This is a genomic window from Pseudomonas congelans (assembly GCF_900103225.1).
Lineage (GTDB): Bacteria > Pseudomonadota > Gammaproteobacteria > Pseudomonadales > Pseudomonadaceae > Aquipseudomonas > Aquipseudomonas congelans.
This window is the reverse complement of sequence record NZ_FNJH01000002.1, coordinates 470,828-491,589: the sequence shown is the minus strand read 5'-3', so window position 1 is coordinate 491,589 and position 20,762 is coordinate 470,828. Positions and strand designations below refer to the sequence as shown.

Genomic DNA, 20,762 nt, shown 5'->3' with positions numbered 1-20,762 from the left:
TGGCGGCTGCTCCAGGGGTGCCAGCCTGACCAGGTGCAAACGCCACAATATCACCAGTGGCGAATGTACACGCCGGCCCTCCGCACACGTTATGACTTGAAGCACTTGAAGCCACTGCCCATTAACCCCAAACCGCGGCGATTCCATTTATGTTCAAACGCATTCTGTCCGCCCTCAGCGGCAAGAAATCTCAAGCTTCAGCAGATAACGCGCCTGCTGATACGACGTCGCCAGAAGCTCACGACGGCGAATTGATCACCGCCTACGACAGTTATGGGCGCGAGATAAAGATCACTCGGAGCGAGTGGCGCGAGAAGGTGTTCCTGCCCAATCTGAAACAGCAGTGGGGTGATGCGGACGAGCTATACAACCTTATTGTTTCGGGGCTGAACGATGGATTTGCGACTGACCTGATGCCTGCCGCCGAACGACTGGTCGCGATCGACGCTAATCCCGAGCGCAGCCATGTGGTGAATGGCATCGTGCTGATGCATAACGCCCGGCTTGATGCTGCAGAAGCCACCCTGCGCGAAGGTCTGGCTAAAGTCGGCGTATCGGGAATCATCCTGACCAATCTGGCCAAGGTGTTTGCCGAGCGTGGTGAGCAATCAGTGGCGGATGCAACGCTTTGGCAGGCGGTTGAAGCCGATCCGAATCAGGAAAACGGCCTGTTGTGGTGGCTGAGCATTCAGCAGGAACGGGGCGGTGAGGCGGCCTATCTCGATGCTCTACGCACTGTAGCGGCGTTGCCGGGCAGTTGGCGTGCGCAGTTGTGGATGGCGCGGCATTACCTGCAGCAGCAGAACGTCGCGCAGGCGCGTGTGTTGTATGAAGAGGTATTGGCGGGAGGTCATTTCGACCGCAGTGCCTTGCAGATGATATCGGGTGACCTGGGCAACAATGGCCACATTCCGCTGATCATCGAGCTTGTCGGGCCGGCTTATGATGAGCACAAACATGATTCGACGGCAGGTCTCAACTTGCTGCGTGCCTATCAGGAACTGGGCAGGGTGGATGAAGGCGAGGCGTTGCTTACTCGCTTGTATGCACTCGGCTTTGCGCCAATCAAAAGTCACCTTGACCAGTTTGCGCATGCTTTCGAGGACGTGCGCAGGCAGGAAGACAAAGGCATTCCGATTGATCCTGCCAGCGTGGCGATCAATACCGTGGCGCTGAACAAGCCGGTCTGGCACTACGGTTTGCGCAATGCTGACTGGCTCTTCGCGCAAAAACCGGAAGGTGCGCCAGAAATCGGTTTCTTCGCCTTGTCCAAAATCATGGAGAAAGCAGAGCCTGCCGAATCGCAGCGCGAGGATGATGTCGGGCGCTATACGCGTGCCATCCCTCTTTACATGGCGGAGTCGGTTCACTACTGGAATGACTATGTAGCCAATTGTTATGTTCAGGTCGCGCAGGGTGCGGGGCCGGTTGTATCGGGGGTTGAGGTCGACGGCAACACACTGTTCGATATCGTCCCGCCAACGACGAAGTATTTCGTGACGGGCGAAGTGGGTTGTTCGGGTGAGGGCGATCAGGCCCAGTGGCGGATTTCACTGAGCCTATGGAATTGTGCGACCCGCACCCGGCAAACCGTTGAAAACGGTAGTGCAGGCAAGGCAGAACTTGGTGCGCTGGTACTTGATCTTCAACAGCGCTTGCTGGCCGGTATCGGACTCAAGCGTGAGCAGCCACTGGATGTGTTTTACCGGCAGCCTGCAGCCGAGGTTTTACCGGTGTATCTGACCCAGTTGGGCCAATCATTCATGCTGACGTTGCTTGCGAACGACCATTTGCCCAAGTCGTCAATGTGGGGTGAGCGGGCCATGCTCGAATGGCCCCTGAATATGGCGCTCCAGTGGCCTGAGATAGAAACCGCGAAACTGATGTACATCTCCGGGCTGGGAAAGGCCTTCGATTACCAGTCGGAGACAGTGGCCGAGCACAAGCAACGAAGCCTGCAAGTGCTGAGCGAACTGGAACGGGCGAACAGCCCTGCATCGCGCTTGGCACCGTTGGTATGGAAGGTGTTCGGCATGCAGGCAGAGCTGGAGGATTACCGCGACAATATGCCGCCTGATGCAGAGCCGGCGTATGTCGAATGGCTGGAGCGGGTTAGTCAGTTGTAGCCGTTGATCGATGCAAAAAGCCGGAGCGGGATGTCACTGCCTTGCCCGGCTTTTTTACGCCTCGACTTCAGTTCGTGGTATCCACCCTTATCTTTACGCAAATGCAGGTGTATCGTATTCGCCCCTCGCATTTGCTCGCAGATGCACTCAGTCGTCGTTTTCGAGGTTGCGCCGTTCATGTCCTTTACCCGTCGTCAAATCCTTACAGGCATCGCCGGTCTGGCCGTAGTCGGCCTAGGCGCCGGTGGGGCTTCGCGTTACTGGATGGGGCGACGCGAGTCTGAAGCTGGCTCTGACTTCGTGCTGATCGCGGCTCCGCTGGATGTGGAGCTGGTGGCGGGCCACAAGACGCCTGCCTGGGCCTTCGGCGGTTCTGCGCCGGGCACCGAGTTGCGCGTCCGGCAGGGCGAGTGGCTGCGGCTGCGCTTCATCAATCAGTTGCCGGTCGAGACGACCATTCACTGGCATGGCATTCGTTTGCCGCTGGAAATGGACGGCGTGCCTTACGTTTCGCAGTTGCCGGTCAAGCCGGGTGAATACTTCGATTACAAATTCCGTGTGCCGGACGCCGGTAGCTACTGGTATCACCCGCACCTCAGCAGCAGTGAAGAGCTGGGCCGCGGGCTGGTCGGGCCGCTGATTGTCGAAGAGCGCGAGCCGACCGGTTTTGCTCATGAGCGCACGGTCAGTCTGAAAAGCTGGCACGTGGACGAGCAAGGCGCCTTTACCGAGTTCAGCGTGCTGCGCGAAGCGGCGCGTGAGGGCACCGCAGGGCGGCTTTCAACGCTGAACGGCATTCCGCAGGCGGTGATTGAATTGCCTGCCGGGCAAATCACTCGCGTGCGCTTGCTCAATCTCGATAACACCGTGACCTATCGACTCAACCTGCCGGACGCCGAGGCGCAGATCTATGCGCTGGATGGCAACCCGGTGAAGCCGCGTCCCTTCGGCGACGAATACTGGCTGGGGCCGGGCATGCGCATCTGTCTGGCAATCAAGGCCCCGCCGGCGGGCGAGGAAATCTCCTTGCGTAACGGCCCGGTGCGCCTGGGCACGTTCCGCTCGGTCGCCAATAACGATGCGCCAGGCCAGTGGCCACCGGAACTGCCGGCCAATCCGGTGGCCGAGCCTGATATGGCTAACGCCGAAAAGATCAATTTCAACTTCGAGTGGGTGGGCTCGATGTCGGTCAACACCGACAATGGCAAGCCGCCGAGCCTGTGGCAGATCAATGGCGAAGCGTGGGACATCACCGACAAGACCTGCGCCGATCGGCCTATCGCCAGGTTGAAGCTGGGCAAGAGCTATATCTTCGAGTTGAAGAACATGACTCAGTACCAGCACCCGATTCACCTGCACGGCATGAGTTTCAAGGTAATCGCCTCCAATCGGCGCAAGATCATTCCTTACTTCACCGACACCTTCTTGCTGGGCCGCAACGAGCGGGCGCGGGTGGCGCTGGTGGCGGATAACCCCGGTGTATGGATGTTCCATTGCCACGTGATCGATCACATGGAAACCGGCCTGATGGCCGCCATCGAGGTGGCATGATGCGGCAACCGCAGATCATCGACCGCAGCAAGGATCAGTACTTCATGCGCGAGGCGCTGGCACTCGCCGCGCAAGGCGCACTGCTGGGCGAGGTGCCGGTCGGGGCAGTGGTGGTGCAGAACGGCGAGATCATCGGTCGTGGTTACAACTGCCCGATCAGCGGCAGCGACCCAAGTGCGCATGCCGAAATGGTCGCGATTCGTGAAGCCGCCAAGGCGCTGGACAATTATCGCCTGCCGGGCAGCACGCTCTATGTGACGCTGGAGCCGTGCAGCATGTGCGCGGGGCTGATCGTGCACTCACGGGTGGCGCGTGTGGTTTACGGGGCGCTTGAGCCCAAAGCGGGCATCGTGCAGAGCCAGGGGCAGTTTTTCAGCCAGGCATTTCTTAATCACCGCGTGCTCTTCGAAGGCGGGGTGCTGGGCGAGGAGTGCGGGACGATGTTGAGCGAGTTTTTCAGAATGCGGCGGGCCGCCAAGGATGCTGGCAAAGGCCAAGGTAGCGTTTAGAGCGCAGATTCGTCCGTATTGCTGGACGAGGGGACGGGGGAGGCGGGCGGGGCGGGCGGTTGGGTCTTGTCGACGCCAGGAACATGCAGATTGCCATCGGCGACCTGACTGCCTTCAAGCTGTGGCTGCGTCACCCAGGTCAGAATGTCGTAATAACGGCGAATGTTGGCCACAAAATGCACCGGCTCACCGCCTCGGGCGTAGCCGTATCGGGTTTTGCTGTACCACTTCTTCTGCGCCAGACGCGGCAGCATTTTTTTAACGTCGAGCCATTTATCAGGATTCAGCCCCTCGTTCTGCGCCAATTTGCGTGCATCTTCGAGGTGACCGCTGCCAATGTTGTAGGAAGCGAGAGCTAGCCAAGTGCGATCCGGCTCTTTGATCGAGTCGTCCAACTGATCCTTTATGTAGGCAAAGTACTTTGCCCCGCCCTGAATGCTCTGGCGCGCATCCAGCCTGTTGGACACGCCCATGGCTTGCGCGGTGTTCTGGGTGAGCATCATCAGGCCGCGCACGCCGGTTTTCGAGGTCACGGTCGGCTGCCACATCGATTCCTGATAGCCGATGGCAGCCAGCAGTCTCCAGTCGACCTGTTCTTTCTTGGCCGATGTCTGGAAGTGCTTCTCGTATTTGGGCAGGCGCTCTTGCAGGTGCTGGGCAAAGGTATAGGCGCCGACATAGCCGAGTACGTCGACGTGACCGTAGTAGCGGTCCTTCAGGCGTTGCAGCGTGCCGTTCTTTTCGACCTTGTCGAGGTAGGCGTTGATTTCGTTGAGCAGGCTGTTGTCTTCACCCGGCGCGACGGCCCAGCGCTGCGCACGCGCTTCACCCAGGTCGAAGGCGACGCGCACGTTTTGGAAGTAGACCTGGTTCATTGCCAGCTCATTGGAGTCCACCAGGGTCAGGTCGAGCTGGCCTTCGTCGACCATGCGCAGGAGATCAACGACCTCGACCGCGTCGGATTCTTCATATTCAATGCGCGGATTCTGCGCCTTGAGCGCCGCCAGTTGCTCGGCGTGCGCGCTGCCCTTGAGCACCATGATGCGCTTGCCCACCAGGTCGCCGGGATCGGTTGGCCGCGACTGGCCGTTGCGATAGACCACCTGAGGGGTGACTTCCAGATAAGAATGCGAGAAACGCGCCTGCGATTTGCGCTTTGGCGTCTCGATCAGGCCGGCGGCACCGAGTACCGGACCGCCCGGTTTGTTCATCTGGTCGAAAAGATCGTCCAGATTGTCAGCCGTTTCTATCTTCAATTCGACGCCCAGGTCCTCGGCAAAGCGCTTCACCAGCTCGTATTCGAAGCCGGTTTCACCGTTGCGATCCTGGAAATAAGTCGCCGGGCTGTTGCGAGTGATCACCCGCAGTACGCCGTCCTCCTTGACTCGCTCCAGTGTGGTGGGTTTTTCCACACAGGCGCCGAGCATCAGGAAGAGTCCGGTTGCGATGAGCCATTTGGCGCAACGTGGGCGGAAATCTGGTTTGAAGAACATCGGTGCAGTATACGCAAAGCGCACCGGGCGCCATATCTCGACAGTGAAGCTTGCGTCTGATAGGCGAGTGGCTTTTACGGGCATTTCCGGACTTTTTTTGCGTGGGGCGACATTCGGGCGCAGCGGATGCCGCCGTTTTGGGTGATCAAATGCCCGGTTTAGGCTAGAATACGCGGCCTCAAAGCACACCCCCTTCTCGAGGCTGTCCCGAAGATGTTGATCCTGCGCGGTGCTCCTGCCCTTTCTGCTTTCCGCCACAGCAAATTACTAGAACAACTGAAACAAAAAGTTTCAGCTGTCAGTGGCTTGTACGCCGAATTCGCCCACTTCGCTGACGTCAACGACGTTCTGACCAGCGAAGAACAGCAGGTTCTCGATCGCCTCCTGAAATACGGCCCCAGCGTGCCGGTTCAAGAGCCGAGCGGCCGTCTGTTTCTGGTGTTGCCGCGTTTTGGCACCATTTCCCCCTGGTCGAGCAAGGCCAGCGACATCGCTCGCAACTGCGGCCTAAGCAAAATCCAGCGCCTTGAGCGCGGGATTGCCTTCTATGTAGAAGGCCAGTTCAGCGAGACCGAGGCCCAGGCAATCGCCGACAGCCTGCACGACCGCATGACGCAACTGGTCCTGGGCGATCACCAGCAGGCAGCCAACCTGTTCAGCCACGCTCAGCCCAAGCCGCTGACCGCCGTGGACATTCTGGGTGGCGGCCGCGCGGCGCTGGAAAAAGCCAACGTCGAGCTGGGCCTGGCCCTCGCCGAAGATGAAATCGATTACCTGATCACCAGCTTCAATGGTCTGGGGCGCAACCCTCACGACATCGAGCTGATGATGTTTGCCCAGGCGAATTCCGAGCACTGCCGCCACAAGATTTTCAACGCCAGTTGGGACATCGACGGCCAGAGCCAGGAAAAAAGCCTGTTCGGCATGATCAAGAACACCTACCAGATGCACAGCGAAGGCGTGCTGTCCGCTTACAAGGACAACGCTTCGGTGATCGTCGGCAACGTCGCCGGTCGTTTCTTCCCGGACCCTGAAACCCGTCAGTACGGCGCGGTTCAGGAGCCGGTGCACATTCTGATGAAGGTCGAGACGCACAACCACCCGACCGCCATTGCGCCGTTTCCTGGTGCAGCGACCGGCTCCGGCGGCGAGATTCGCGACGAAGGTGCAACCGGTCGCGGTGCCAAGCCCAAGGCAGGTCTGACCGGTTTCACCGTCTCCAACCTGCAGATCCCCGGTTTCGTGCAGCCCTGGGAAGTGCCGTACGGCAAGCCCGAGCGCATCGTGACTGCGCTGGACATCATGATTGAAGGCCCGCTGGGTGGCGCGGCGTTCAACAACGAGTTCGGTCGCCCGGCGCTGACCGGCTATTTCCGTACGTTCGAGCAGTCCATCACTACACCGCATGGTGACGAGGTTCGTGGTTACCACAAGCCGATCATGCTGGCGGGCGGTATGGGCAATATCCGCGAAGATCACGTCCAGAAGGGCGAGATCACTGTAGGTTCCAAGCTGATCGTACTGGGTGGCCCGGCGATGCTGATCGGCCTGGGCGGCGGCGCGGCCTCCTCGATGGCGACCGGCACCAGCTCCGCAGACCTGGATTTCGCTTCGGTTCAGCGCGAAAACCCCGAGATGGAGCGTCGTTGCCAGGAAGTCATCGACCGCTGCTGGCAGTTGGGCGACCGTAACCCGATCAGCTTCATCCATGACGTCGGTGCCGGTGGTCTGTCCAACGCCTTCCCCGAACTGGTCAACGATGGCGATCGCGGCGGACGTTTCGAACTGCGTAACGTACCCAATGACGAGCCGGGCATGGCCCCGCTGGAAATCTGGAGCAACGAATCCCAGGAACGTTACGTGCTGGCCGTGGGCGTCGAGGATTTCGAGCGCTTCAAGGCTATCTGCGAGCGCGAGCGCTGCCCGTTTGCGGTTGTCGGCGAAGCCACTGCAGAGCCGCAACTGACCGTCACCGACAGTCATTTCGGTAACAGTCCGGTAGACATGCCGCTGGAAGTCCTGCTGGGCAAGGCTCCGCGTATGCACCGTTCGGTCGCACGCGAAGAAGAGATCGGCGATGATTTCGACCCGAGCACGCTGGACATCGAAGAAAGTGTACAGCGAGTGTTGCGCCATCCGGCAGTCGCCAGCAAAAGCTTCCTGATCACCATCGGTGACCGCAGCATCACCGGCCTGGTCGCTCGTGATCAGATGGTCGGTCCATGGCAGGTGCCTGTGGCTGACTGCGCCGTCACCGCCACCAGCTTCGACGTCAACACCGGCGAAGCCATGGCGATGGGCGAGCGCACTCCGCTGGCGTTGCTGGATGCTCCGGCGTCGGGCCGTATGGCAATCGGCGAAACGCTGACCAACATCGCGGCCTCGCGTATTGAAAAGCTCTCTGACATCAAACTGTCGGCCAACTGGATGTCGGCTGCTGGCCACCCTGGTGAAGACGCGCGCCTTTATGACACCGTGAAAGCGGTCGGCATGGAGCTGTGTCCGGAACTGGGAATCACCATTCCAGTGGGCAAGGACTCGATGTCCATGAAGACCCGCTGGAGCGACGAGGGCACCGAAAAGAGCGTGACCTCGCCGCTGTCATTGATCGTGACGGGCTTTGCGCCAGTGGTCGACATCCGTCAGACCCTGACGCCCGAGCTGCGCATGGACAAGGGCATAACCGACCTGATCCTGATCGATCTGGGTCGTGGCCAGAACCGCATGGGCGCCTCGATTCTTGCGCAGACTCACGGCAAGCTCGGCCGCGTCGCTCCAGACGTCGACGACGCTGAAGACCTCAAGGCCTTCTTCGCCGTGATTCAGGGCCTCAATTCCGACGGTCATATCCTGTCCTATCACGACCGTTCCGACGGTGGTCTGCTGGTCAGCACCCTGGAAATGGCCTTCGCCGGTCACTGCGGTCTGAACCTGCACCTCGACGGTTTGGCCGACAATGTTTCCGAACTGAGCGCGATCCTCTTCAACGAAGAGCTGGGTGCGGTCATCCAGGTGCGTCAGGACGCTACTCCATTGGTGCTGGCGCAGTTCAGCGCGGCCGGTCTGGAAGATTGCGTGGCGGTGATCGGTCAGCCGATCAACAACGATGAAGTCTCGATCAGCTTCCATGGCGAGCCGGTATTCAGTGGTCAGCGTCGTCTGCTGCAACGTCAGTGGGCCGAGACCAGCTATCAGATCCAGCGCCTGCGTGACAACGCCGAATGCGCGGATCAGGAATTCGATGCGCTGCTGGAAGAAGACAACCCGGGCCTGACCGTCAAGCTGGGCTTCGACGTCAACGAAGATATCGCCGCGCCGTACATCAAGACGGGCGTTCGGCCTCAGGTTGCCGTTCTGCGCGAGCAGGGCGTCAACGGTCAGGTCGAGATGGCGGCAGCCTTTGATCGTGCCGGTTTCAACGCAATCGACGTGCACATGAGCGATATTCTGGCCGGTCGTGTCGACCTGAACGACTTCAAGGGTATGGTCGCCTGCGGTGGTTTCTCCTACGGTGACGTATTGGGTGCTGGCGAAGGCTGGGCCAAGTCGGCATTGTTCAACAGCCGTGCGCGCGATGCCTTCCAGGGCTTCTTCGAACGTTCCGACAGCTTCACGCTTGGCGTGTGCAACGGTTGCCAGATGCTGTCCAACCTGCACGAGCTGATTCCGGGCAGCGAGTTCTGGCCGCATTTCGTGCGTAACCGCTCCGAGCAGTTCGAAGCGCGCGTGGCCATGGTTCAGGTTCAGGAGTCGGCGTCGATCTTCCTGCAGGGCATGGCCGGTTCGCGCATGCCAATCGCCATCGCGCATGGCGAAGGGCACGCGGAGTTCCGCAATGACGATGCGCTGCTTGAAGCTGACGTTTCCGGCACCGTGGCACTGCGCTTCGTCGACAACCACGGCAAGGTCACTGAAACCTACCCGGCCAACCCGAACGGCTCGCCACGCGGTATCGGCGGCCTGACCACCCTCGACGGTCGTGTGACCATCATGATGCCGCACCCGGAACGTGTGTTCCGTGCAGTGCAGAACTCGTGGCGTCCCGAGGACTGGAACGAGGACGGTGCCTGGATGCGCATGTTCCGCAACGCGCGCGCCTGGGTTAACTAAGGCGCGTGTACAAGCTCGCTTTCTTTGTTCCACCGAGCCATGTGGACGAGGTCAAGAGCGCCGTATTCGCTGCTGGTGCAGGGCGAATCGGCGCTTACGATCATTGCTCGTGGCAAGTACTCGGCCAGGGCCAGTTCCGTCCGCTGGATGGCAGTCAGCCATTTATCGGGCAGAGCGGTGTGGTCGAGTCCGTGGAGGAGTGGAAGGTCGAGCTGGTCGTCGCGGACGAGCTGATTCAGCAAGTGGTGCTGGCTCTCAAGCAGAGCCATCCTTACGAAACGCCTGCTTACGAGATATGGAAGCTGGCAGAGTTCTGAGGCGCATCCAGGGCTGGGCGCAGAGCGTCCAAAAATGCGTCACCACGCTGGAGCGTGGGGACGATAATCATCTTGAGTCTTGTGGGAGCGAGCTTGCTCGCGAATTCGCAACGTTGCACATTCAAGGTCGGATTTCGATCATCGTCCCGTCTTTCACCAGATCCCATATTTCCCGCATGTCGTTGTTCTTCAGCGCGATGCAGCCGTTGGTCCAGTCCAGCGTGTGGAAATACCATTCCGGATACTCTTCATCCACCGGTGTGCCATGAAGCATGATCATGCTGCCCGGTTTCACGCCCTCGGAGCGTGCGCGTGCCGAGTCCGAGACATTCGGGTAGGAAATGTGCATCGACAGGTTGTAGTTATTGCTGGGTTTACGCCAGTCGATCCAGTAAAAACCTTCCGGCGTGCGTTGGTCGCCTTCCTGCAGCTTGGTGCCCTTGGGGTTCTTGCCCAGCGAGATTCGGTAGGTCTTCAAGGCCTCGCCACCGCTGATCAGCTGCAATTGGCGCGCTGACTTGAGTACCAGCACCTTATCGATCGGCTTGCTGGCGATACTCTCGGTATTGATGACCTTGTTATTGATGATTTTCTGTTCGCTGCCCTTGGGCACGATGGTTTGAGTAAACGCGGCCTGCGAAAGCGGCATGAACGACATGCAAAAGAGTGCGAGCAACCAGCGCATTACGATTTCCCTGAAGATACTTCTTTAACAAAAGCGCCGATGTTGTGTGCGACCCTGGCTTTCAGGTGTCCAGCAACGGACGTGACGGGGGAAGGGCGCTGGTATGAACCGGGTAGGCCTGCCGACGCCGATCCGCAAAGAAGTATTCTAGGGTACGCCCGACTGTCATGAAAGCCAGGTCCGACCACGGAATGTCTGCTTCGTCGAATAACTGCACTTCCAGGCTCTCGATGCCTGCGGCGAATGCCTCATTCGCCATCTCCCCACGGTAGAACACATGCACCTGATTGATATGCGGCACGTCGATCAAGGTGTACAGATGCAGTTCGCTCAGGGTGGCGCAGGCTTCCTCCATGGTTTCGCGCCGGGCAGCCTGTTCGATGGTTTCGCCGTTTTCCATGAAGCCTGCCGGCAGCGTCCAGAAACCCAGGCGCGGCTCAATGGCCCTGCGACATAGCAGCACTTTGCCGCCCAGCGTCACCAGACAGCCCGCAACGATGTTCGGGTTCTGGTAATGAACGGTGTGGCAATGCTCGCAGACATAGCGCAAACGGCTGTCGCCTTCGGGAATACGCTGGATAACAGGGTTGCCGCACTGGCTGCAAAAATTCATGGGATCAGTCGATAGTGAACGCAGTCGCTATCTTGGCCTGTCGTGCGGCGGCTCGGCAACCCTCTGTGTGACAGGAGTTGTCCTACAAGGGCTTGGGCACAGCGTTGCTTTGGTGCATGATGCCAGGCAGGCAACAGATCGAGATTTCCCATGCTGGATGAGCTACTTCGCCGTGTAGTCAGTCACACGCCAGAAACCCTCGACTCGGATCGACAATTCCCCGAGGCGGCTGTTCTGGTGCCGATTACCCGCAGCGAGCAACCCGAGCTGATTCTGACCCTGCGCGCCAGTGGCCTGTCGACGCATGGCGGTGAAGTGGCGTTTCCGGGTGGCCGTCGCGACCCGGGCGACCCCGATCTGATTTTCACTGCGTTGCGCGAAGCCGAGGAGGAAATCGGCCTGCCTCCCGGGCTGGTCGAGGTGATCGGGCCGTTAAGTCCGCTGATCTCCAAGCACGGTATCAAGGTCACGCCTTACGTGGGGGTGATACCCGACTTCGTCGAATATCAGCCCAATGACGGCGAGATCGCGGCAGTCTTCAGTGTGCCGCTGGAGTTCTTCCGTCAGGACACTCGCGAGCATACTCACCGTATCGATTACGAAGGCCGCAGTTGGTACGTGCCCAGTTACCGTTATGGCGAGTACAAGATCTGGGGGCTTACCGCGATCATGATCGTCGAGCTGATCAACGTGCTGTACGACACCAGGATCAGCCTGCATCATCCGCCGGAGCGGTCGACGATCTGAGGCGCTTTTACTTGAAGCGTCATCTTTTATTGTTCGTCCCCATGAGTACGACCCGCCCGAGGAGGCTGCATGAAATTTCGCCTGGGAGAATCCCGTGTTCAGACTGATCCGCAGAGCTGGGTGGCTCCCAATGCAACGCTGATCGGCAATGTCAGGCTTGAGGCCGGCGCGAGTGTGTGGTTCAACGCGGTATTGCGTGGCGACAACGAGCTGATTCACATTGGTGAAAACAGTAATGTGCAGGACGGTACGGTGATGCACACCGACATGGGGTCGCCGCTGAGTATCGGCAGGGGCGTGACCATCGGCCACAACGCCATGCTGCATGGCTGCAGCGTTGACGATTACAGCCTGATCGGCATCAACGCGGTCATCCTTAATGGGGCGAAGATCGGGAAATATTGCATCATCGGCGCCAATTCGCTGATCGGCGAAAACAAGGTCATTCCTGATGGCTCGCTGGTCATGGGGTCGCCGGGTAAAGTGGTGCGCGAACTTACCGACGTGCAGAAGAAGATGCTTGAAGCCAGCGCAGCCCATTACGTACACAATGCCCAGCGTTACGCCCGTGACCTGGTGGTGCAGGAAGATTGATGAGCACTGATACCCCGATCGAAAAGCCGGTCCGTTCTCCGTGTGTGAGTATTTGTGCTCTGGACGAGCAGGATATATGCACCGGTTGCCAGCGAACCGTCACCGAGATCACCCGCTGGAGCCGCATGAGCAACGACGAGCGCCGCGTGGTGCTCGGCCTCTGCGACGAGCGCGCCAGAGCCAGCGGCCTGATGTGGACAGTGGGCGAGGCACGCTGATCAGTTCTCGACGCTCTGCGTCGTCAAGAGGACGCAGAACGTCCGGAAAGGCATGCCGAGGCAGAGCGTCGCACGATAGTTACGATGATCGTTGCTCACGCTCCAGCGTGGGAACGCAGTTCTCGACGCTCTGCGTCGCAAAGAGGACGCAGAGCGTCCAGAACGGCATGCCGACGCGGAGCGTCGCACGATAGTTACGATGATCGTTCCTCACGCTCCAGCGTGGGAACGCAGTTCTCGACGCTCTGCGTCGCAAAGAGGACGCGGAGCGTCCAGAACGGCATGCCGACGCGGAGCGTCGCACGATAGTTACGATGATCGTTCCGCACGCTCCAGCATGGGAATGCAGTTCTCGACGCTCTGCGTCACGAAGAGGACGCGGAGCGTCCAGAACGGCATGCCGACGCGGAGCGTCGCACGATAGTTGCGATGATCGTTCCGCACGCTCCAGCGTGGGAATGCAGTTCTCGACGCTCTGCGTCGTCAAGAGGACGCAGAGCGTCCAGAGCGGCATGCCGACGCGGAGCGTCGCACGATAGTTACGATGATCGTTCCTCACGCTCCAGCGTGGGAATGCAGTTCTCGACGCTCTGCGTCGTCAAGAGGACGCAGAGCGTCCAGAGCGGCATGCCGACGCGGAGCGTCGCACGATAGTTACGATGATCGTTCCTCACGCTCCAGCGTGGGAATGCAGTTCTCGACGCTCTGCGTCGCACGATAGTTGAGACTGAGTGCGAAGCGTGTGAGCAGCCAGCTTTGCTATCATTGCCATCCGTTTCCCCAAGCGTATAACCCTCCATGCTTTTCCTGATCGCTTACATCAGCAGTGTCGTGCTGATCAACTTCGCCTTTTCCAGTGCGCCGCATCTGGACATGATCTGGTCTGCCTGGGGCGGGCTGGTGTTCGTGTTGCGGGACATGGTGCAGATTCGCTTCGGCCATGGCGCGATCATTGCCATGCTCGTGGCGCTGGTCCTGTCCTATGTCACCAGCGATCCCACTATCGCGCTGGCCAGCGCCACAGCGTTTGCCGTTTCCGAATGCATTGACTGGCTGGTGTTCAGCATTACCAGACGCCCGTTGCGTGATCGCTTGTGGATCAGCTCTGCCCTCAGCATTCCGCTGGATACCTTTATCTTCTTCGGCATGATCGACGCCCTGACGGCGCCGGTCGTGCTCACCGCGCTGGCATCGAAGTTCGCCGGCGTGACCATTGTCTGGATGATCATGGCCTGGCGGGCGCGCAACAGTGCCTGTCCAGGCTGAGCGCCCATTTGCCGGGGCTTCGTGGTAAATTGCGCGCCTTTCTTCACAGCGGTTGCTTGCATACGGCGGGCAGCCCTCGACATCTGCTTCACGAGGACCTGAGATGACTCAAATCGGAACTCCACTGTCGCCCACCGCGACGCGCGTACTGTTCTGCGGTAGCGGCGAACTGGGCAAGGAAGTCGTGATCGAGCTGCAGCGCCTCGGCGTTGAAGTGATCGCTGTTGACCGCTACGAGAACGCTCCGGCCATGCAGGTCGCTCATCGCAGCCATGTGATCAACATGCTCGACGGTGCGGCACTGCGCGCAGTCATCGAGGCCGAGAAGCCGGATTTCATCGTTCCGGAAATCGAAGCCATCGCCACCGCGACGCTGGTCGAGCTTGAGGCCGAAGGCTTCACCGTGATCCCGACCGCACGCGCCGCGCAACTGACCATGAACCGCGAAGGCATTCGTCGTCTGGCCGCCGAAGAACTGAAGCTGCCGACCTCGCCCTACCACTTTGCCGACACCTTCGAGGCGTACAGCAAGGCGGTCGAAGACCTCGGTTTCCCGTGCGTGGTCAAGCCGGTCATGAGTTCTTCGGGCAAAGGGCAGAGCCTGCTCAAGAGCACCGATGACGTACAGAAAGCCTGGGACTATGCGCAAGAGGGCGGTCGTGCTGGCAAGGGGCGCGTCATCGTCGAAGGTTTCATCGACTTCGATTACGAAATCACCCTGCTGACCGTGCGTCACATCGGTGGCACCACGTTCTGTGCGCCGGTTGGGCATCGTCAGGAAAAGGGCGACTATCAGGAATCCTGGCAGCCGCAGGCCATGAGCCCGGTTGCGCTGGCAGAGTCCGAGCGCGTTGCCAAGGCGGTGACCGAGGCATTGGGTGGGCGCGGGATGTTTGGCGTTGAATTGTTCATCAAGGGCGATCAGGTGTGGTTCAGCGAAGTCTCGCCGCGCCCGCACGACACCGGTCTGGTGACCCTGATTTCTCAGGACCTGTCCCAGTTTGCCCTGCACGCTCGCGCGATTCTTGGCCTGCCGATTCCGTTGATTCGCCAGTTCGGCCCTTCGGCTTCGGCAGTGATCCTGGTCGAAGGCCAGTCCACGCAAACCGCGTTCGCCAACCTCGGCGCCGCGCTGGCCGAGCCTGACACGGCATTGCGTCTGTTCGGCAAGCCGGAAGTCAACGGTCAGCGCCGCATGGGCGTTGCCCTGGCGCGTGACGAGTCCATCGAAGCCGCCCGTGCCAAGGCCACTCGTGCCTCGCAGGCAGTAACCGTCAAGTTGTAAGGCTCAGGCCGCAGGCGGCAAGAAACAACGCTGCGCGTATTTCTTGTCGCCTGCACTCAGCAGGACTTCCAGCCTAAAGTTCGCTGTCCCGCGTCTCCTTCAGGCTCAACACCGCCAGCACGCTGATCAGCGCTGCTGCAGACACATACCCGCCAACCCAGCTCAGGCCGCCCATCGCCACCAGTTTCTGGGCGAAGAAGGGGGCAACCGACGCTCCGACGATTCCGCCCAGGTTGTAGGCCGCCGATGCGCCGGTGTAGCGCACCTGTGTCGGGAACAGCTCCGGTAGCAGCGCGCCCATCGGGGCGAACGTGATGCCCATCAGAAACAATTCAATGCACAGAAACAGCGCCACAGCCCAGGTGCTGCCGTGGGTCAACAGCGGCTCCATGGTGAAGCCTGACAGGATCGCCAGCACGCCACCCGCAATCAATACCGGCTTGCGCCCGAAGCGATCGCTCGCCAATGCGGCCAGTGGTGTGGCCGCCGCCATGAACAGCACCGCAAAGCACAACAGCCCCAGGAACGTTTCACGGGTATAGCCCAGCGTGGCCACGCCGTAGCTCAACGAAAACACCGTCGAGATATAAAACAGCGCGTAGCAGACCACCATCGACGCCGCACCGAGCAGCATGGGTTTCCAATGCTGGCTGAAGGTCTCCACGATTGGCAGGCTGACCCGTTGGTGACGAGCCATGGCCTTGGCGAAGACGGGTGTCTCTTCCAGTTTAAGGCGCACGTACAGCCCGACCATGACCAGTACGGCGCTGAGCAGGAAGGGAATCCGCCAGCCCCACGAACGGAACTGCTCGTCATCGAGGGTCATGGCCAGCGCCAGAAACAGACCGTTGGCGGCGAGAAAGCCGATTGAGGGGCCGAGTTGCGGAAACATACCGAACCAGGCGCGTTTGCCTTTCGGGGCATTCTCGGTCGCCAGCAGCGCCGCGCCACCCCATTCGCCCCCCAGGCCAAGCCCCTGACCGAAGCGCAGCACGCACAACAGAATCGGCGCCCATGCCCCGATGGTCGCGTAACCGGGCAATACACCGATCAGCGTGGTGCAGATTCCCATCAACAGCAGCGAGGCCACCAGCGTCGATTTACGCCCGATCCGGTCGCCAAAGTGACCGAACAGCGCCGACCCCAGAGGGCGAGCGAGAAAGGCGATGCCGAAGGTCAGAAATGACGACAGCATCTGTGCCGTGCCCGACGTCTGTGGAAAAAATACCGGACCGATCACCAGGGCGGCGGCGGTCGCATAAACGTAAAAGTCGTAGAACTCGATGGCCGTGCCGATGAAGCTGGCCGTGGCGACGCGGGTCGTCGAATTCACCGGTTTTGCGTATGTGTCGTGATCTTCGCGAGAGAGCGGGGTGCTGGTCATGCGGATTTCCTGACAGTCGACTCGCCAGTCGGCAAGAACCGAGTTCCGGCAAGCATGCATTTATTGTGATTGTGGGTGCAGCGTCGAGCAGAGTAACCCGAATGGACCGGGAGGCAAGGGCGGTGCAGCGATCTATTTGAAGGCAGACAGCTATTTGAAGGTGCGGACCAGCGTGTTCTGCCACATGGCCACGCGCTTGACGCGGTTGTCCTCTGTCTCGAGGATTTCCAGCCGGTAAGGCCCTATTTTCAAGCAGACCGGAGCATCCGGGATGGTCTCCAGCGCTTCGGTAACCAGGCCGTTGACGGTTTTCGGACCGTCTGACGGCAGGTGCCAGCCGAGGCTCTTGTTCAAATCGCGGATGGACGCTGCGCCTTCGACTTCGAGACGCCCGTCCTCCTGTTGTTTGACGTGCGGGTTATCCAGCCGCTGCTCGCTTTCGAACTCGCCGACAATCTCTTCGAGAATATCCTCGAGGGTGACGATGCCCAGCACTTCACCGTATTCATCGACCACCACGCCGAGACGCCGTTGCTGTTTGTGGAAATTCAGCAACTGCAACTGCAACGGGGTGCTTTCCGGCACGAAATAAGGCTCGTAACAGACCGCCAGCAACTGCTCCTTGGTCAAGGTGCCCTTGGGCAGCAGGTGGCTGATGTCGCGGGTATTGATGACGCCTTGCACCTGATTGATGTCGTTGTGATAGACCGGCAGGCGCGTGTGCCGTGAAATGATCAGGCGTTCGATGATCATTTCCATGGGGTCATCAAGATTGACGCCATCCACTTCGTTGCGCGGGATCAGAATGTCATTGACCGTAATGCTGTCCAGCGCACGAATGCCTGACAGCACGCTGGCGCGTGGAGAATATTCCTGGGCAGCATCGTTGCGCGGGGTATTTTGCGTGTCGTCCTCGAAAGCCTGATCCTGCTGCTGTACGGCGCGTGACAGGAAGGGGCGCAGCAGTGTCTTGGCCAGGACATTGAACACGTAGGCCAGCGGCCAGACGATCTTCATCGGAATGCGAAGTACGCCGTTGCCCAGCAGCAGTGTCGAGACAGGATGGCGGTTCGCCAGGCGACGGGGCATGTATTCGGCGAAGACCAGCATGATGCTCACGGTTGCGAGCCAGGCCACGGTCGGGCCGTTGTAGAACCAGTAATTGGCGGCAATAAGTGTCGCGATGACGGTGATCAGTACCCTGATCAGCGTATTGCCCAGAATCAGGCTGTTCAGGTTGAACGCCAGCTCGGGGAGTGGCGCCGATTTTTCCGGGCGGCTGGCGGCGCGCATCGCCTTGACCTGATGATGAGCGGCTTCGACTGCGGTCAGCAGGCCGGCCCACAGCAGGAGGAGGGCGAGGACACCGAGCAATGGGCCCAGGGGCAGATTATCCATGATCAGGGCCCGTCAGATGTGCAGGATGAATTCGCGTACCAGCTTGCTGCCGAAATAGGCGAGCATCAGCAGGCAGAAACCGCCCAGGGTCCAGCGAATGGCCTTGTGACCGCGCCATCCAAGGCGGTTACGCCCCCACAGCAGCACACTGAACACTATCCAGGCCAGACAGGCCAGCAGGGTCTTGTGTACCAGATGCTGGGCAAACAGGTTTTCGACGAACAGCCAGCCGGAAATCAGCGACAGCGAAAGCAATGACCAGCCAGCCCACAGGAAGCCGAACAGCAGGCTTTCCATGGTTTGCAACGGGGGGAAGTTCTTGATCAGCCCGGAAGGGTGCTTGTGCTTGAGCCGGTAGTCCTGCAAAAGCAGCAAAAGCGCCTGGAATGCGGCGATGGTGAACATCCCGTATGCCAGCAGCGACAGCAGGATATGGCTGAGGATGCCGGGCTCTTCCATGATGGGCTGCACAGTCCCGCTAGGGGCGAACTGGGCGAGCAATACGGTGACCATTCCCAGCGGGAACAGCAGCACCAGCAGGTTTTCAACCGGGATGCGCGACGTGGCGATCAGGGTGACGACGATCACCGAAGCCGCGATAAGACTGGCGGAGTTGAAAAAGTCCAGGCCAAGGCCGACCGAGTGCGTCAGTTGGGAAAACAGACCGATGGCATGTGCGATGACCGCCAGCGTACCGAGCAGGCAAAGCAGCCGCTTGTCGGGCTTGATGGCCTGGCTCAGACGCAGGCTCTGATAGACGGTCGCAGCGGCATAAATGATGGCGGCGGCGAGGCTGGGAAGCAGGCTGGGTGGCAAAGGGGACATAGATCCTGATGGACGGGCCTGAAAAGACGCTGAGTTTGGCATAGAACCGGTAAATCACGAAAGACCACAGAAGCAGTCTGCGTGGTGTCCGTGCGACGGAGTCTTCGCTATAATCCGCGACCTGCTCAAGCCGCAGGCTCGCCGAGCGCCATTTCTGCATTACGGGCCGGGCCGCATCAACCGGGGTTCGACGAGAGCCTGAAAGGATCGCGCATGTTTGAAAATCTGACTGACCGCCTCTCGCAGACGCTGCGCCATGTTACTGGCAAGGCCAAGCTGAACGAGGACAACATCAAAGATACCTTGCGCGAAGTGCGTATGGCGTTGCTCGAAGCCGACGTCGCCTTGCCGGTGGTCAAAGACTTCGTCAACAACGTCAAGGAGCGCGCTGTCGGCACCGAGGTGTCGCGCAGCCTGACGCCAGGTCAGGCGTTCGTGAAGATCGTCCAGGCAGAACTCGAAAGCCTGATGGGCGCTGCCAACGAAGACCTGGTACTCAATGTCACGCCGCCTGCCGTCATCCTGATGGCGGGCTTGCAGGGTGCGGGCAAGACCACCACTGCCGGCAAGCTGGCGCGCTTCCTTAAAGAGCGCAAGAAGAAAACCGTGATGGTGGTATCGGTCGACGTCTATCGTCCCGCGGCCATCAAGCAGCTCGAAACCCTGGCCAATGACATCGGCGTGACGTTCTTCGCCTCCGACATCAGCCAGAAGCCGGTGGACATCGCCCAGGCTGCCATTAAAGAAGCGAAGCTCAAGTTCATCGACGTGGTCATCGTCGACACCGCCGGTCGTTTGCACGTCGATGTCGAGATGATGGGCGAGATCCAGGCGCTGCATGCGGCGGTCAAGCCGGCCGAGACGCTGTTCGTGGTCGATGCCATGACCGGCCAGGATGCGGCCAACACTGCCAAGGCCTTCGGTGATGCATTGCCGCTGACCGGCGTGATCCTCACCAAGGTCGACGGTGATGCGCGCGGTGGTGCGGCCCTGTCGGTGCGTGCCATTACCGGCAAGCCGATCAAGTTCATCGGTATGGGCGAGAAGAGCGAAGCGCTGGAGCCGTTTCACCCGGACCGCATCGCGTCACGCATCCTCGGCATGGGCGATGTGCTCAGCCTTATCGAGCAGGCCGAACAGACCCTCGACAAGGACAAGGCTGACAAGCTGGCGAAAAAGCTCAAGAAGGGCAAGGGCTTCGATCTCGAAGACTTCCGCGACCAGCTGCAGCAGATGAAGAACATGGGTGGCCTTGGTGGCCTCATGGATAAACTGCCGAGCATCGGCGGCGTCAACCTGTCGCAGATGGGCAATGCCCAGGGCGCAGCGGAAAAGCAGTTCAAGCAGATGGAAGCCATCATCAACTCGATGACCCCTGCCGAGCGTCGTGATCCGGATCTGGTCAGTGGCTCGCGCAAGCGCCGCATTGCAATGGGTTCGGGCACTCAGGTTCAGGACATCGGGCGTCTGATCAAGCAGCACAAACAGATGCAGAAGATGATGAAGAAATTCTCCGCCAAGGGCGGAATGGCCAAAATGATGCGCGGCATGGGTGGAATGTTCCCCGGCGGCGGCATGCCAAAAATGTAATTGCGTCGCGTGCAAGAGGCTTTGCACGCTTCCCATCTGGGGGGTGACCCC

Annotated in this window: 16 protein-coding genes and 1 pseudogene; 11 read left to right on the top strand and 6 right to left on the bottom strand. The window is 60.0% G+C overall.

What is annotated here, in order from left to right; genetic code table 11:
• Positions 1-149 precede the first annotated feature (149 nt).
• From BLR20_RS09235 to tadA, 3 genes are all read left to right on the top strand, one after another.
• Positions 150-2,126 (top strand): tetratricopeptide repeat protein, encoded by a 1,977-nt coding sequence (locus BLR20_RS09235; protein ID WP_054992962.1) that lies wholly within the window; start codon positions 150-152, stop codon positions 2,124-2,126.
• Between the two features lie 177 nt (positions 2,127-2,303).
• A complete protein-coding gene (locus BLR20_RS09225; protein ID WP_054992967.1) occupies positions 2,304-3,677 on the top strand; it encodes a multicopper oxidase family protein in 1,374 nt (457 codons plus the stop codon).
• Positions 3,677-4,186 (top strand): tRNA adenosine(34) deaminase TadA, encoded by a 510-nt coding sequence (gene tadA / locus BLR20_RS09220; RefSeq protein ID WP_054992968.1) that lies wholly within the window; start codon positions 3,677-3,679, stop codon positions 4,184-4,186. Before BLR20_RS09225 ends, tadA begins: the two co-directional genes overlap by 1 nt.
• Here the strand turns inward: tadA and mltF are convergent.
• Positions 4,183-5,679 (bottom strand): membrane-bound lytic murein transglycosylase MltF, encoded by a 1,497-nt coding sequence (gene mltF, locus BLR20_RS09215; protein ID WP_010428270.1) that lies wholly within the window; start codon positions 5,677-5,679, stop codon positions 4,183-4,185. The genes tadA and mltF overlap by 4 nt on opposite strands.
• Before the next feature lie 213 nt (positions 5,680-5,892).
• Here mltF and purL point away from each other — a divergent pair, with 213 nt between their 5' ends.
• Both purL and BLR20_RS09205 read left to right on the top strand, forming a co-directional pair.
• A complete protein-coding gene (gene purL, locus BLR20_RS09210) occupies positions 5,893-9,789 on the top strand; it encodes a phosphoribosylformylglycinamidine synthase (protein ID WP_054994302.1) in 3,897 nt (1,298 codons plus the stop codon).
• Positions 9,790-9,794: 5 nt separating this feature from the next.
• Complete coding sequence (locus BLR20_RS09205; RefSeq protein WP_054994301.1) at positions 9,795-10,106, top strand: YqfO family protein; 312 nt, start codon at positions 9,795-9,797, stop codon at positions 10,104-10,106.
• 121 nt (positions 10,107-10,227) lie between these two features.
• On the opposite strand, the pseudogene BLR20_RS09200 reads toward BLR20_RS09205, so the two are convergent.
• Together BLR20_RS09200 and BLR20_RS09195 are read right to left on the bottom strand one after the other, a co-directional pair.
• Positions 10,228-10,650 (bottom strand): annotated as a pseudogene (locus BLR20_RS09200) (L,D-transpeptidase family protein); the annotation flags it as partial.
• A 202-nt stretch (positions 10,651-10,852) separates the two neighbouring features.
• The gene (locus BLR20_RS09195; RefSeq protein ID WP_054994300.1) at positions 10,853-11,404 is read right to left on the bottom strand and encodes an NUDIX hydrolase; all 552 of its coding nucleotides are present in this window, start codon (positions 11,402-11,404) and stop codon (positions 10,853-10,855) included.
• Positions 11,405-11,554: 150 nt separating this feature from the next.
• Between BLR20_RS09195 and BLR20_RS09190 the strand changes: the two genes are divergently transcribed.
• The 5 genes from BLR20_RS09190 to purT all read left to right on the top strand — a co-directional run bounded on the left by BLR20_RS09190 (position 11,555) and on the right by purT (position 15,514).
• Positions 11,555-12,151, top strand: coding sequence for a CoA pyrophosphatase (locus BLR20_RS09190; protein ID WP_054994299.1), 597 nt, complete (start codon positions 11,555-11,557; stop codon positions 12,149-12,151).
• Between the two features lie 69 nt (positions 12,152-12,220).
• A complete protein-coding gene (locus tag BLR20_RS09185; RefSeq protein ID WP_032613702.1) occupies positions 12,221-12,745 on the top strand; it encodes a gamma carbonic anhydrase family protein in 525 nt (174 codons plus the stop codon).
• Entirely contained in the window at positions 12,745-12,963 is a 219-nt protein-coding gene (locus BLR20_RS09180) for a DUF1289 domain-containing protein (protein ID WP_003415455.1), read from the top strand. The genes BLR20_RS09185 and BLR20_RS09180 overlap by 1 nt, the downstream gene beginning before the upstream one ends.
• Positions 12,964-13,761: 798 nt before the next feature.
• Complete coding sequence (locus BLR20_RS09170; RefSeq protein WP_003391204.1) at positions 13,762-14,229, top strand: preQ0 transporter; 468 nt, start codon at positions 13,762-13,764, stop codon at positions 14,227-14,229.
• A gap of 103 nt (positions 14,230-14,332) precedes the next feature.
• Complete coding sequence (gene purT / locus BLR20_RS09165; protein ID WP_010427926.1) at positions 14,333-15,514, top strand: formate-dependent phosphoribosylglycinamide formyltransferase; 1,182 nt, start codon at positions 14,333-14,335, stop codon at positions 15,512-15,514.
• 73 nt (positions 15,515-15,587) lie between these two features.
• Here the strand turns inward: purT and BLR20_RS09160 are convergent, their stop codons facing one another.
• The 3 genes from BLR20_RS09160 to BLR20_RS09150 form a co-directional block, all read right to left on the bottom strand.
• Positions 15,588-16,898 (bottom strand): MFS transporter, encoded by a 1,311-nt coding sequence (locus BLR20_RS09160; protein WP_032615959.1) that lies wholly within the window; start codon positions 16,896-16,898, stop codon positions 15,588-15,590.
• A gap of 150 nt (positions 16,899-17,048) precedes the next feature.
• The gene (locus tag BLR20_RS09155; protein WP_010427930.1) at positions 17,049-18,296 is read right to left on the bottom strand and encodes a CNNM domain-containing protein; all 1,248 of its coding nucleotides are present in this window, start codon (positions 18,294-18,296) and stop codon (positions 17,049-17,051) included.
• 12 nt (positions 18,297-18,308) lie between these two features.
• A complete protein-coding gene (locus tag BLR20_RS09150) occupies positions 18,309-19,121 on the bottom strand; it encodes a cytochrome C assembly family protein (protein ID WP_010427932.1) in 813 nt (270 codons plus the stop codon).
• Between the two features lie 213 nt (positions 19,122-19,334).
• Here BLR20_RS09150 and ffh point away from each other — a divergent pair, with 213 nt between their 5' ends.
• Positions 19,335-20,711 carry a signal recognition particle protein gene (gene ffh / locus BLR20_RS09145; RefSeq protein ID WP_010427934.1) on the top strand — a complete coding sequence of 459 codons (1,377 nt, stop codon included), beginning with the start codon at positions 19,335-19,337 and terminating at the stop codon, positions 20,709-20,711.
• Positions 20,712-20,762: the final 51 nt, after the last annotated feature.

Coding starts and splice junctions, on each gene's coding strand:
- BLR20_RS09155 (WP_010427930.1), bottom strand. CDS start 18,296: ATGGATAATCTGCCCCTGGGCCCATTGCTCGGTGTCCTCGCCCTCCTC.
- BLR20_RS09225 (WP_054992967.1), top strand. CDS start 2,304: ATGTCCTTTACCCGTCGTCAAATCCTTACAGGCATCGCCGGTCTGGCC.
- BLR20_RS09160 (WP_032615959.1), bottom strand. CDS start 16,898: ATGACCAGCACCCCGCTCTCTCGCGAAGATCACGACACATACGCAAAA.
- BLR20_RS09150 (WP_010427932.1), bottom strand. CDS start 19,121: ATGTCCCCTTTGCCACCCAGCCTGCTTCCCAGCCTCGCCGCCGCCATC.
- mltF (WP_010428270.1), bottom strand. CDS start 5,679: ATGTTCTTCAAACCAGATTTCCGCCCACGTTGCGCCAAATGGCTCATC.
- BLR20_RS09235 (WP_054992962.1), top strand. CDS start 150: ATGTTCAAACGCATTCTGTCCGCCCTCAGCGGCAAGAAATCTCAAGCT.
- BLR20_RS09190 (WP_054994299.1), top strand. CDS start 11,555: ATGCTGGATGAGCTACTTCGCCGTGTAGTCAGTCACACGCCAGAAACC.
- BLR20_RS09170 (WP_003391204.1), top strand. CDS start 13,762: ATGCTTTTCCTGATCGCTTACATCAGCAGTGTCGTGCTGATCAACTTC.
- tadA (WP_054992968.1), top strand. CDS start 3,677: ATGCGGCAACCGCAGATCATCGACCGCAGCAAGGATCAGTACTTCATG.
- BLR20_RS09195 (WP_054994300.1), bottom strand. CDS start 11,404: ATGAATTTTTGCAGCCAGTGCGGCAACCCTGTTATCCAGCGTATTCCC.
- purT (WP_010427926.1), top strand. CDS start 14,333: ATGACTCAAATCGGAACTCCACTGTCGCCCACCGCGACGCGCGTACTG.
- purL (WP_054994302.1), top strand. CDS start 5,893: ATGTTGATCCTGCGCGGTGCTCCTGCCCTTTCTGCTTTCCGCCACAGC.
- BLR20_RS09180 (WP_003415455.1), top strand. CDS start 12,745: ATGAGCACTGATACCCCGATCGAAAAGCCGGTCCGTTCTCCGTGTGTG.
- BLR20_RS09185 (WP_032613702.1), top strand. CDS start 12,221: ATGAAATTTCGCCTGGGAGAATCCCGTGTTCAGACTGATCCGCAGAGC.
- ffh (WP_010427934.1), top strand. CDS start 19,335: ATGTTTGAAAATCTGACTGACCGCCTCTCGCAGACGCTGCGCCATGTT.